Consider the following 12,816-nt stretch of genomic DNA (forward strand, 5'->3'; position numbering starts at 1 on the left):
GCCGCTGACCCCACGTGCCGCTGACCCCGCGGGCGGTCAGCCTGCGTGCGGGATGCCCCCCGTGCCTGCGACGCGGCGACCACGCGCGGACCGGGCAGGGCTCGACTCCTCGCCCAGGCGGGCACGCAGCTCTCGCAGGTCGACAGGGCCGGACTGCGTCTCGATGCGCGCCTTGCGCCGACGTGCGATGAGGTCCTCGAGCGCGCGCGGAGGCCGGCGCAGCGAGCCCTCGGGCCCCAGCTTGCGCAAGAGCGCCGAGGTCTGGACGACACGGTGCGCCGCGGCGGGCGCGAACCCCATGCGCGCCAGGAAACGCTGCACGCCACGCGATCCCGGGACCGGAACCGAGTAGACCTCCTCGGCCCCAGCGGCGACCGCGATCTCCGCAGCAGCGCTCAGCAGGGCGTGACCGACGCCACGCCTGCGGAACGTCCCGTCGACGTAGACGGCCTCGATGTAGAGGACCGGCGCGTCGTTGTACACGTTCGCCTCGATGACACGCGCGAGCAAGAAGCCCACGGGGTTCGAGTCGTGCGTAGCCAGCAGGACGCGTCCGCCAGGGACGGACAGGAGCACGCCGAGGTGCTTGCGCAGCTTCTCGACGTCAGCGCTGCAGATCTGCGACGGCGTCGCTGTCTCCTCGCGCGCCGCCGAGCACAGCAGCGCGACGTCGAGGAGATCTGTCGCACCGGCGTGGCGTACGTCGATCACGGCTCGCACCACGGAACACCTCCTTCAGCAGCCCCTGCAGATGAGGATTCGCTCCCCTCACCTCAGGCGCCGGGAGCGACACCCAAGGTACCCAGATAACGGAGAGGTCACAACTCCCTCCGGCGGGCCTCAGTCCTTGCCACCCACCTGGTCGATGACGGCGTCCGCAACCTCGCGCATCGTGAGGCGACGGTCCATCGAGGTCTTCTGGATCCAACGGAACGACTCAGGCTCCGAAAGGCCCATCTTGCTCATCAGGAGGCCCTTGGCGCGGTCGACGCGCTTGCGCGTCTCGAAACGCTCCGTGAGGTCTGCGACCTCGGCTGACAGCGCGGTGATCTGGGCGTACCGGGAGATCGCGATCTCCACGGCGGGCAGCAGGTCCGCGGGGCTGAACGGCTTGACGACGTACGCCATCGCGCCAGCGTCACGAGCACGCTCGACCAGCTCGGTCTGGGAGAAGGCCGTCAGCAGCACGACGGGCGCGACGTGCGCCTTGCCAATCCGCTCGGCGGCAGAGATGCCGTCCAGCTCTGGCATCTTCACGTCCATGACCACGACATCGGGCTTGTGCTCGATGGCGAGCGCGACGGCAGTCTCACCATCACCAGCCTCTCCGACGACCTCGTAGCCGGCCTCGCGGAGCGTCTCGACGACGTCCATGCGGATCAGCGCCTCGTCCTCGGCGACCACGGCGCGGCGCACCTTGGACAGGGTAGCGGCAGGCGCCTCCTGCTCGGGGGCCGTCAGGGGCGGCAGGTCGAGCTGGAGGGGTTCACGGGTGGTCTCGTCGTTGTCGGTCACAGGGTCATCCTAGTTGCTCGTGCTGGTAGGACCACGCATCTCGGTGCGTGATCGTGAGGACATGCTCGACGGCGTGCGAGCCGTCGCGCTGCGGTGATGCGGACTTCGACGCGCACGTGTGGTTCCATAGTGGGCGCGGCCCCGGTAGCCCAACCGGCAGAGGCGTTCGGCTCAAACCCGATCCAGTGTGGGTTCGAATCCCACCCGGGGCACCGCAGCACGAGAGATGCCCCCCGACCGAGCGGTCGGGGGGCATCTCTCGTCATCCGGTCAGGCGATGCGGCCGTTGGCCTCGTCGCCGATCTTGTGGACGGTGATCGAGTTGGTCGAGCCGACGACCCCGACGGGCGCGCCCGCGACGACGACGACGTAGTCGCCGACCTCGCCCAGGCCCTTGCTGCGCAGGGTCTGGTCGACGAGGTTGACCATGCCGTCGGTGTCCTTGACGGAGTCGACGAGCTCAGCGTGGACGCCCCAGCTCAGCGCGAGCACGTTGCGGACCGAGGGGTCCGGCGTGAAGGCGACCAGCGGGATGGGCGAGCGCAGACGCGACATGCGGCGAGCAGAGTCACCGGACTGCGTGAACGTCGCGAGGTACTTGACCCCGAGCGTCTCGCCGATCTCGGCAGCGGCACGCGTGATGGCGCCACCGCGGGTACCCGGCGTGGAGCCGAGCGGCGCGATGCGCTCGCGACCGAGCTCCTCGGTGCTCTCGATGATGCGGGCCATGGTGCGGACGGCCTCGATCGGGTAGTCACCGACGGACGTCTCGCCCGACAGCATGACCGCGTCGGCACCGTCGAGGACGGCGTTCGCGCAGTCGGAGGCCTCGGCGCGCGTCGGACGCGGCGCGGAGATCATCGACTCGAGAACCTGCGTCGCCACGATGACGGGCTTCGCGTTGCGGCGAGCGAGCTCGACCGCGCGCTTCTGGACGAGCGGGACCTGCTCGAGCGGGAGCTCGACACCCAGGTCGCCACGCGCCACCATGATGCCGTCGAACGCGTCCACGATCTCGGCGAGGTTCTCGACAGCCTGCGGCTTCTCGACCTTGGCGATGACGGGGAGGATGCGGCCCTCCTCCTCCATGATCCGGCGGACGTCGTTGTAGTCGGCGGCCGAACGGACGAACGAGAGGGCGATGATGTCGGCGCCCAGGCGGATCGCCCAGCGCAGGTCGGTCTCGTCCTTGTCGGACATCGCGGGGACCGAGACGGCTACGCCGGGGAGGTTGAGGCCCTTGTTGTTGGAGACGGGACCAGCAACCTCGACACGCGTGACGACGCGCGGGCCGTCGACCTCGATGATGCGGACGAGGACACGGCCGTCGTCGATCAGGATCGGGTCGCCCACACGGGCGTCGTTCGGCAGACCCTTGTGGGTCGTGCCGCACAGCTCCTTGGTACCCACGACGTCGTCGGTCGTGATGGTGAAGATGTCACCCTCGTCGAGCCAGTACTTCTCGTCCTTCTCGAACTTGCCGAGGCGGATCTTGGGGCCCTGGAGGTCGACCAGGATGGCGACGGGCCGGTTCGCCGTAGCAGCGGCGGCACGCACGTTGTGGAAGACGAGCTCGTGCTCGTCGGGAGCTCCGTGGCTCCGGTTGATCCGGGCGACATCCATGCCTGCGTCGACCAGATTCTGAATCTGCTCGGCCGAGGCGGTCGCGGGTCCGATGGTGCAAACGATTTTTGCTCTGCGCATGGCTCCAGCCTAGTTCACTTGCGAAGGACGAATGGTAGGACGATGGTCAGGCCGCGGCGACGCCGCAAGCCTCTACGGCCTGAGCGCGACGGCGCTCGCCGGGATCGGGGCAGGCAGCTCCGTGGCGCCCTGCAGGAAGGCGTCGACCGACGCAGCGACGGACCGGCCCTCGGCGATCGCCCAGACGATGAGCGACTGACCGCGACCCGCGTCCCCTGCGACGAACACACCGGGGATCGACGTCGCGTAGGAGTCGTCGCGAGCGACGACGCCGCGTCCGGTCAGGTCCGCCCCCGTCTGCTCGGTGAGCGCAGCCGTCTCCGGCCCTGTGAAGCCCATCGAGATCAGGACGAGGTCGGCAGGAACGATCCGCTCGGTCCCGGGGGTCGGCACGCGCCGGCCGTCCGGGAGGTACTCGGTCGTCGCGAGCACGAGGTGCGTCACGCGCCCCTGGTCGTCACCGCGGAACTCGACGGTCGACGCCAGGAAGGTGCGCTCGCCGCCCTCCTCGTGAGAGCTGGACACCTCGAAGAGCGTCGGGGTCGTGGGCCAGGGCTGGTTCGCCGGACGCTCGGTCGGCGGCTGCTTGCCGATCGCGAGGGTCGTGACCGACGCGGCGCGCTGACGCAGGGCCGTGCCGAGGCAGTCCGAACCCGTGTCGCCACCACCGATGATGACGACGTGCTTGTCCTTCGCGCTGATCGGGTCCTCGACCGTCCCCCCGGCAGCGAGGCGGTTGCCCTGGACCAGGTACTCCATCGCGAAGTGGACACCCTCGAGCTCGCGGCCGGGGATCGGCAGCTCGCGCGGGACCGTCGCGCCGGTCGCGACGACCACCGCGTCGTACCGGGTGCGCAGCTCGGCCCACGTCATGTCGACGCCGACCTCGACACCCGTGCGGAAACGAGTCCCCTCAGCGCGCATCTGCTCGACGCGGCGGTCGATGTGCCGCTTCTCGAGCTTGAAGTCGGGCACTCCGTACCGCAGCAGGCCGCCGATCGCGTCGTCTCGCTCGAGCACGACGACCGTGTGGCCAGCACGCGTGAGCTGCTGGGCAGCCGCGAGGCCAGCAGGCCCGGAGCCGACGACGGCGACCGTGTGGCCGGTCAGACGCTGGGGCACGACGGGCTCCACGAGACCGCGCGCGAACGCCTCGTCGATGATCGAGACCTCGACGCTCTTGATCGTCACCGCGGGCTGGTTGATGCCCAGGACGCACGCAGACTCGCACGGAGCCGGGCAGATGCGCCCGGTGAACTCCGGGAAGTTGTTCGTGGCGTGCAGACGCTCGGCGGCGTCGCGGTACTGGCCGCGACGCACGAGGTCGTTCCACTCCGGGATCAGGTTGCCGAGGGGACAGCCCGTGTGGCAGAACGGGATGCCGCAGTCCATGCAGCGACCCGCCTGCCTCTTGAGCATCTGCTGGTCCTCCGGGTTCATCGCCCGGTACTCGTGCACCTCGCGCCAGTCCATCAGCCGGACGGGTACAGCGCGGTCGGCCGGGAGCTGACGCTCCCGCACCTTCAGGAATCCGCGTGGGTCAGCCACGGGCCACCTCCAGGATGTGGTCCCAGACGCCAGGGGCGCCCGGGTCGAGCCCGACGGACTCGGCCTGCGCCAGGGCGCTGCGCACCCGGGCGAACTCGGTCGGAAGGATGCGCGTGAACCGCGCTCGTGCGGCCGGGAGGTCCGCGAGGAGCTCGGCGGCGACCGGGGAGCCGGTCTCGTCGAGGTGCTTGCGCAGGAGCTGCTCGACGAGAGCGGCGTCCTCGTCGTCGAGAGCAGAGAGCTGCAGCTCGTCAGAGGCGAGCGCCGCACGGTTGATCGAGCTGCGCCGGAGGTCGAGCACGTAGGCGGTACCGCCCGACATGCCCGCGCCGACGTTGCGTCCCGTGGGCCCGAGGACCATCACGGTGCCGCCCGTCATGTACTCGCACGCGTGGTCGCCCACGCCCTCGGTGACGAGGGTCGCACCCGAGTTGCGCACGCCGAAGCGCTCGCCGACGAGCCCGCGCAGGAAGATCTCCCCCGACGTCGCGCCATAGCCGATCACGTTGCCCGCGATGACGTTCGCTCTGCCGCCGAGCACGGCCGTCCGGTCGGGCCGGACGACGATGCGGCCACCCGAGAGCCCCTTGCCCACGTAGTCGTTCGCGTCGCCGAACAGGCGCAAGGTCACGCCGCGCGGGATGAACGCACCGAGCGACTGCCCGGCCGAGCCCGTGAGCGTGACGTCGATCGTGTCGTCCGGCAGGCCGGCGCCCTTGTAGCGCTTGGTGAGCTCGTGCCCGAGCATCGTGCCGATCGTGCGGTTGACGTTGCGGACCGACACCTCGATCTTGACCGGGATCGCGTCCTCGAGCGCGCCGCGCGCCTTCTCGATCAGGACGTTGTCGAGCGCACGGTCGAGCCCGTGGTCCTGCGTCGTCGTGCAGCGCAAGGACGCCCCCTCGACGGGCCTCGGCACCTCGAGCACGGGGCCGAGGTCGAGACCGGCGGCCTTCCAGTGGTTGACCGCCTTGCGCGTGTCGAGAGCCTGGACCTGCCCGACAGCCTCCTCGATCGAGCGGAAACCGAGCGCGGCGAGGTGCTCGCGCACCTCCTGCGCGATGAACTCGAAGAAGTTGATGACGAACTCAGGCTTCCCGGTGAACCGCGCGCGCAGCTCGGGGTTCTGGGTGGCGACACCCACGGGACACGTGTCGAGGTGGCAGACCCGCATCATGACGCAGCCCGAGACGACCATCGGGGCGGTCGCGAACCCGAACTCCTCCGCGCCGAGGAGCGCCGCCACGACGACGTCGCGCCCCGTCTTGAGCTGCCCGTCGACCTGTACCACGATCCTGTCGCGAAGGTTGTTGAGCACGAGAGTCTGCTGCGTCTCCGCGAGCCCGATCTCCCACGGCGTGCCCGCGTGCTTGAGGGACGTCAGCGGGCTCGCACCCGTCCCTCCGTCGTGGCCCGAGATGAGCACGACGTCGGCGTGCGCCTTCGAGACACCCGTCGCCACGGTGCCGACGCCGAACTCCGACACGAGCTTGACGTGGATGCGAGCCGAGGGGTTGGCGTTCTTCGCGTCGTGGATCAGCTGCGCAAGGTCCTCGATCGAGTAGATGTCGTGGTGCGGAGGCGGCGAGATGAGCCCGACGCCGGGCGTCGAGTGACGCGTCTTCGCCACCCACGGGTACACCTTGTGACCGGGCAGCTGACCGCCCTCGCCGGGCTTGGCGCCCTGGGCGAGCTTGATCTGGATGTCGTCGGCGAACGTCAGGTACTCCGACGTCACGCCGAAACGTCCGGACGCGATCTGCTTGACCTTGCTGCGTCGGCGCGGGTCGTGCAGACGCTCCGGGTCCTCGCCGCCCTCGCCCGTGTTGGACCGGCCGCCGAGCGCGTTCATCGCGATCGCGAGCGTCTCGTGCGTCTCCTGCGAGATCGATCCGTAGGACATGGCGCCCGTGTTGAACCGCTTGACGATCTCGCTGACCGGCTCGACCTCGTCCAGCGGGACGGGTGCACGGTCCGGCGCGAAGGTCAGCAGGCCGCGCAGCGTCATGAGACGCTCCGCCTGGTCGTCGACGCGACGCGTGTACTCGCGGAAGACGTCGAACTGGCGCGTGCGCGTCGAGTGCTGCAGGCGGAAGACCGTCTCCGGGTCGAAGAGGTGCTCCTCACCGTCGCGGCGCCACTGGTACTCGCCACCGGTCGCGAGGTTCTCGTGCGCGAGCGGGTTGCCCGACGCCGGGTAGGCGTCCTGGTGCCGCTGTGCGACCTCCGCCGCGACGGTGTCGATGCCGATGCCGCCGAGCCGCGACGTCGTGCCGGTGAAGTACCGGTCGACAAGCTCGTGAGCGAGGCCCACGGCCTCGAACGTCTGCGCGCCACGGTAGGACGAGATGGTCGAGATGCCCATCTTGCTCATGACCTTCAGGACACCCTTGCCGAGCGCCTTGATGACGTTCGCGACGGCCTTCTGCGGCGTGACGTCGATGAAGCCGTCCTCGGCGAGCCGTTCGACCGTCTCCATCGCGAGGTACGGGTTGACGGCTGCCGCACCGAACCCGATCAGGAGCGCGACGTGGTGCACCTCGCGGACGTCGCCTGCCTCGACCACGAGCGAGACCTGCGTGCGCGTGCGTCGTCGCAGCAGGTGGTGGTGGACCGCGGACGTCAGCAGCAGCGACGGGATCGCCGCCATGTGCGCGTTGCCGTCCCGGTCGGACAGCACGATGAAGTTCGCACCCTCCGCGATCGCGTCGTCGATCTGGTCGAAGATCTCCTCGAGACGCTCCTCGAGAGCAGGTCCGCCACCGTCGACGCGGTAGAGACCGCGCACACGCTCCGCCTTGAAGACGCCGGCGAGCTTCGGGTCACGGTCGATGCGGACGATCTTCGCGAGCTGGTCGTTGTCGATCACGGGGAACGGCAGGATGAGCTTGCGCGCGTGCTCCGGGATCTCCGCGAGCAGATTCGGCTCGGGGCCGATCGCACCCGCGATCGACGTCACGAGCTCCTCACGGATCGCATCGAGCGGCGGGTTCGTCACCTGCGCGAACATCTGGGTGAAGTAGTCGAACAGGAGGCGCGGCCGCTTCGACAGCACGGCGACGGGAGTGTCGGAGCCCATCGCACCGAGGGGCTCGGCGCCGCTCTCGCCCATCGGGGCGAGGATGACCCTGACCTCTTCCTGCGTGAAGCCGAACGCGCGCTGACGACGCAGCACCGAGGCCGGGCTGTGGGCGACGTGCTCGCGGTCCGGGAGCTGGTCGAGATAGACCTCGTTCTCCTTGACCCACTGCGCGTACGGGTGCGCAGCAGCAAGCTGGGCCTTGATCTCCTCGTCCTCGATGATCCGACCCGCCCCCGTGTCGACGAGGAACATCTTGCCCGGCTCGAGCCGACCCTTGCGGACCACCGTCGACGGGTCGATGTCGAGCACGCCCGCCTCGGAAGCGAGCACGACGAGACCGTCCTCGGTCACCCAGAAACGGCCCGGGCGCAGGCCGTTCCGGTCGAGGACCGCACCGATGAGCGTGCCGTCCGTGAAGTTGAGGTTCGCCGGACCGTCCCACGCCTCGATGAGGTTCGCGTGATAGTCGTAGAAGGCCCGCCGGTCCGGGTCCATGTCCTCGCTGTTCTCCCACGCCTCGGGGATCATCATCATCACGGCGTGCGGGAGCGAGCGACCGCCGAGGTGCAGGAGCTCGAGCACCTCGTCGAAGCTCGCCGAGTCGCTCGACCCGGGCGAGCACACCGGCATCAACGGGGCAAGGTCACCCAGGAGGTCGCTCTCGAGCGTGCCCTGGCGCGCCGCCATCCAGTTGCGGTTACCGCGGACCGTGTTGATCTCGCCGTTGTGCGCCACGAGACGGAACGGCTGCGCGAGCGGCCACGAGGGGAACGTGTTCGTCGAGAAGCGCGAGTGCACGAGCGCGAGCTCGCTCGCGTAGCGCGGGTCCGAGAGGTCCGGGAAGAACGGCTCGAGCTGCGCCGTCGTCAGCATCCCCTTGTACGTGAGCGTGCGGGACGAGAGCGAGGCGAAGAAGACTCCGAGCTCGTTCTCCGCACGCTTGCGCAGCCGGTAGGTGAGGCGGTCGAGGTCGATCCCCGCGACGTCGCGGCCGGGAGCAGCGACGACGATCTGGCGGAACGACGGCATCGAAGCGCGCGCCGTAGGTCCGACGAGGTCGGCTGTGACAGGCACGTCGCGCCACGCGAGGACGTCCAGACGCTCCTCGGCGGCGATGCTCTCGATCGCGGCGGCGGCCGCGGCGGCCTCGGCAGCGTCCTTCGGGAGGAACGCGATGCCGACGGCATAGCGCCCGGCCGCGGGAAGCTCCACGTGGATGACGTCGCGCAGGAAGGCGTCGGGGATCTGCGTGAGGATCCCCGCACCGTCGCCGCTGTTCTCCTCCGCACCGACCGCACCGCGGTGGTCGAGGTTGAGCAGCGCCGTCAGGCCTGCGTCGACGATGTCCCGTCCGGGCGTGCCCCGCAGGGTCGCCACGAAGGCGACACCGCACGCGTCGTGCTCCGCCGCCGGGTCGTAGAGCCCCTGGGCGGCGGGAGGTGCGCCCCAGATGCCTTGCGGGCCTCGGGTAAGCGACCTGTTCATGTACACCGTCCTCACTGTTGACCAGGTCAGGAGGTGGGGGTGACCTGGTCGTGTCTCATTCGGGGGAAGAATGGGACGCCCTCGGCCCTTGGCGGGCCAATGCTACTCGTCCTTGACGGTGCGAGAGCGCCGGCTCCGCGCGCTGGGCGCTGGGTCGGTGCAGGGCGTCGCTGATGACGCAGGTCACGGAAGACCTGTGTCGGCCCCCGCATTGTCCTCGCGCTGCGCTCGACGCGCGCTCGTGTCGTGCGCCGCGTCGGCGTCACTGCGTCCGGTCGGGGCTGAGGTCGGGATGACGTCCTCCGCCTCGCCGGGTGCGACGCCTCGTGCGGCGTCGTCGTCATCGTCGTCGTTCACGACGCCGGGCACGGCCAGGTCGGCCGTGAGATCCGTGGGGGCCACCGGGCCCGTGGGGGTGTCTGAACCGTCTTCGTCCACCGAGGCCTGCGCCGCACCGTCGCGGCGAGGGTCGTCGGGATCGAGGTAGACGGTCGCAGGCCGGCCCGGGCGGGTACGCCCGAGCAGGACGAACGCGGCGAGAGCCACGACGAAGAGCGCGACCGAGGTCCAGACGTTCAGGCGCAGCCCGAGGACGAGCTGCGCATCGTCGATACGGAGCGCCTCGATCCACACACGTCCGAGCGTGTAGAGCGTCACGTAGCCCCAGAACGCGCGGCCGTGCCCGAGCTTCATGCGGCGGTCCACGACGATCAGGAGCGCGGCAGCGGCGAGGTTCCACAGGAGCTCGTACAGGAACGTCGGGTGGAACAGGGTGCCGGCCGGGAAGTCACCGACGCGCGCGGCGACCGCGGGGTCGATCTCGAGTCCCCACGGCAGCGTCGTCGGCGACCCGAAGAGCTCTTGGTTGAACCAGTTGCCCAGCCGACCGATCGCTTGCGCGACGAGGAGCCCGGGCGCGACGGCGTCCGCGAACGACGAGAAGCTGACGCGCTCACGGCGCGCGCCGATCCATGCGCCGACCGCACCGAGTGCGATCGCGCCCCAGATGCCGAGCCCGCCCTGCCAGATGTACAGCGCCGACACCGGGTCTCCCCCGGCGCCGAAGTACGCGTCCGGGGAGGAGATGACGTGATAGAGCCGCCCACCGACGATGCCGAACGGCACCGCCCAGTAGACGATCGTCAGGACCTCGTCGGGGTGGCCGCCACGCTCGACCCAGCGCCTGTTGGTGAGGGCGACGGCGACGAAGATGCCGACGATGATCGCCAGGGCGTACGCGCGCAGCGGGAAGGGCCCGAGGTGCCACACCGACTGTGACGGGCTCGGGATCGACGCGACGACGGACGCGAGGGCGATGCTCACACCTGGCTCCCGGGCGGCGCACCGTGGCCCGCACCCACGGAGCGGGCCGTACGGACACCCTCGGCCAGCCCGCGCGCGACAGCACCCATAGCCTCGAGACGCTCGTCGAACGAGCCGTCACCGAGGAGCGGGCGCACAAAAGCGGAACCGACGATCACGCCATCAGCGTACCGGGCGACCTGCGCCGCCTGGTCGGGGCGCGACACGCCGAGGCCGACGCAGACGCGTTCTGCACCTGCGGCGCGCGTCCGCTCGACGAGCTCTTCCGCGTGCGAGCCGAGCGTCGCGCGCTCGCCCGTCACGCCCATCGTCGACGCCGCGTACACGAAGCCGCGCGAGGCGGCTGCCGTGAGTGCGAGGCGCTCGTCGGTCGAGCTCGGCGCGACGAGGAACACCTTGTCGAGGTCGTGCGCGTCCGCGGCGGCGATCCACTCGCCGGCCTCGTCGGGGATCAGGTCGGGAGTGATGAGCCCCGCCCCGCCCGCGGCGGCGAGATCGCGGGCGAACGCCTCGACGCCGTAGCGCAACACCGGGTTGAAGTACGTCATCGACAAGACCGGGACGCCGCGCGACGCCGCCGCCTCCACGACCGGGAAGAGGTCCCGGACGCGGGCGCCGGCCAGCAGGGCCTGCGTGACCGCGTGCTGGATCGTCTCGCCGTCCATCACGGGGTCCGAGTAGGGCAGCCCTAGCTCGAGGATGTCGACGCCGTTGTCCACGAGGGTGTGCACGGCGCGGACCGACTCGGCGACCGTGGGGAAGCCCACGGGCAGGTACGCGACGAGCGCCGCGCGCCCCTCGGCTCGGTGCTGGTCGATGCGGTCTGCGGTGGCGCTCATGCGTCCCCTCCCTCGGCAGTCAGGTCGGCGTCAGCGTCGAGCAGGTCGAACCAGCGCGCGGCGGTACCGACGTCCTTGTCGCCGCGGCCGGACAGGCTCACGAGAAGAATGGCGTCGGTCGTGCCTGCGGCCGCGAGCTCGCGGCCGATGCGCATCGTGCCCGCGAGGGCGTGCGCCGACTCGATCGCCGGGATGATCCCCTCCGTGCGCGAGAGGAGGCGCAGCGCCTCCATCGCCTCGGCGTCCGTGACCGGCTGGTACTCCGCGCGGCCGATCGATGCGAGGAACGAGTGCTCCGGTCCGACGCCCGGGTAGTCCAGGCCCGCGGAGATCGAGTGGCTCTCGCGCGTCTGACCGTCCTCGTCCTGGAGCAGGAACGATCGCGCGCCGTGCAGCACGCCCGGGGCGCCACCCGTGATGGACGACGCGTGACGTCCGGTCTCGACGCCGTCTCCCCCCGCCTCGAAGCCCACGAGACGCACGGACTCGTCGTCGAGGAACGCGTCGAACATGCCGATCGCGTTCGACCCGCCGCCGACGCACGCGGTCACGACGTCGGGCAGGCGCCCGGCGAGGTCGAGGACCTGCTGGCGCGCCTCGACGGAGATGATGCGCTGGAAGTCGCGGACCATCGCGGGGAACGGGTGCGGTCCGGCTGCGGTACCGAAGATGTAGTTCGTGGACTCGACGTTGGTCACCCAGTCGCGCAGCGCCTCGTTGATGGCGTCCTTGAGCGTCGCCGACCCGCTCGCGACCGGGATGACCTCGGCTCCGAGCAGACGCATGCGGGCGACGTTGAGCGCCTGCCGTCGCGTGTCCTCCTCGCCCATGTAGACGACGCACTCGAGGTCGAACAGCGCCGCCGCCGTCGCGGTCGCGACACCGTGCTGGCCTGCACCGGTCTCGGCGATCACGCGCTTCTTGCCGATCCGCTTCGTCAGGAGCGCCTGACCGAGCACGTTGTTGATCTTGTGCGAGCCCGTGTGGTTGAGGTCCTCGCGCTTGAGGATCACGCGCTGCCCGCCTGCGTGCTCCGCGAAGCGCGGCACCTCGGTGATGATGCTCGGGCGACCGGAGTACGAGCGGTGCAGCTCGGTGAGCTCCGCGGCGAACGCAGGGTCCGCCTTCGCCTGCGTGTACGCCAGGTCGAGCTCGTCGAGCGCAGCGATCAACGCCTCGGGGACCCAGCGGCCGCCGAACTCCCCGAAATAGGGCCCAGGCAGGCTCTGCAGGGACTTCTCCACGGCGTTCTCCTCACGTGCGTGGCGCGGGCGCGCGCCGGGCGATCGTCCCGCTGTCGCGGGTGGTTCAGGTGCAGTC

At 70.2% G+C, this 12,816-nt stretch carries 8 protein-coding genes and 1 tRNA gene; 1 reads left to right on the top strand and 8 read right to left on the bottom strand.

The genetic code is table 11. The annotated features are described in order from the left end of the window. Nucleotides 1-36: 36 nt before the first annotated feature. Nucleotides 37-723, bottom strand: a complete 687-nt coding sequence (locus HF995_RS09210) for a GNAT family N-acetyltransferase (RefSeq protein WP_168447470.1) — start codon at nucleotides 721-723, stop codon at nucleotides 37-39. A gap of 117 nt (nucleotides 724-840) precedes the next feature. Continuing rightward, nucleotides 841-1,515 (bottom strand): ANTAR domain-containing response regulator, encoded by a 675-nt coding sequence (locus HF995_RS09215; RefSeq protein WP_168447471.1) that lies wholly within the window; start codon nucleotides 1,513-1,515, stop codon nucleotides 841-843. Nucleotides 1,516-1,653: 138 nt separating this feature from the next. Between HF995_RS09215 and HF995_RS09220 the strand changes: the two genes are divergently transcribed. After that, nucleotides 1,654-1,727, top strand: a tRNA-Leu gene (locus tag HF995_RS09220). A 58-nt stretch (nucleotides 1,728-1,785) separates the two neighbouring features. On the opposite strand, the gene pyk is transcribed toward HF995_RS09220, so the two are convergent. The 6 genes from pyk to trpB all read right to left on the bottom strand — a co-directional run bounded on the left by pyk (nucleotide 1,786) and on the right by trpB (nucleotide 12,740). Next, nucleotides 1,786-3,219 carry a pyruvate kinase gene (gene pyk, locus HF995_RS09225; RefSeq protein WP_168447472.1) on the bottom strand — a complete coding sequence of 478 codons (1,434 nt, stop codon included), beginning with the start codon at nucleotides 3,217-3,219 and terminating at the stop codon, nucleotides 1,786-1,788. Between the two features lie 72 nt (nucleotides 3,220-3,291). Then, nucleotides 3,292-4,767 (bottom strand): glutamate synthase subunit beta, encoded by a 1,476-nt coding sequence (locus tag HF995_RS09230; protein WP_168447473.1) that lies wholly within the window; start codon nucleotides 4,765-4,767, stop codon nucleotides 3,292-3,294. Beyond that, nucleotides 4,760-9,334 (bottom strand): glutamate synthase large subunit, encoded by a 4,575-nt coding sequence (gltB, locus tag HF995_RS09235; RefSeq protein ID WP_168447474.1) that lies wholly within the window; start codon nucleotides 9,332-9,334, stop codon nucleotides 4,760-4,762. Before gltB ends, HF995_RS09230 begins: the two co-directional genes overlap by 8 nt. 183 nt (nucleotides 9,335-9,517) lie before the next feature. Next, a complete protein-coding gene (gene lgt, locus HF995_RS09240; protein WP_168447475.1) occupies nucleotides 9,518-10,657 on the bottom strand; it encodes a prolipoprotein diacylglyceryl transferase in 1,140 nt (379 codons plus the stop codon). Continuing rightward, nucleotides 10,654-11,496, bottom strand: coding sequence for a tryptophan synthase subunit alpha (trpA, locus tag HF995_RS09245; protein ID WP_168447476.1), 843 nt, complete (start codon nucleotides 11,494-11,496; stop codon nucleotides 10,654-10,656). The genes lgt and trpA overlap by 4 nt, the downstream gene beginning before the upstream one ends. Beyond that, entirely contained in the window at nucleotides 11,493-12,740 is a 1,248-nt protein-coding gene (gene trpB / locus HF995_RS09250; RefSeq protein ID WP_168447477.1) for a tryptophan synthase subunit beta, read from the bottom strand. Before trpB ends, trpA begins: the two co-directional genes overlap by 4 nt. Between the last annotated feature and the right edge of the window lie 76 nt (nucleotides 12,741-12,816).

The sequence above is a fragment of the Sanguibacter hominis ATCC BAA-789 genome, from assembly GCF_012396185.1.
Taxonomy (GTDB): Bacteria; Actinomycetota; Actinomycetes; order Actinomycetales; family Cellulomonadaceae; genus Flavimobilis; species Flavimobilis hominis.

Coding starts and splice junctions, on each gene's coding strand:
- pyk (WP_168447472.1), bottom strand. CDS start 3,219: ATGCGCAGAGCAAAAATCGTTTGCACCATCGGACCCGCGACCGCCTCG.
- gltB (WP_168447474.1), bottom strand. CDS start 9,334: ATGAACAGGTCGCTTACCCGAGGCCCGCAAGGCATCTGGGGCGCACCT.
- trpA (WP_168447476.1), bottom strand. CDS start 11,496: ATGAGCGCCACCGCAGACCGCATCGACCAGCACCGAGCCGAGGGGCGC.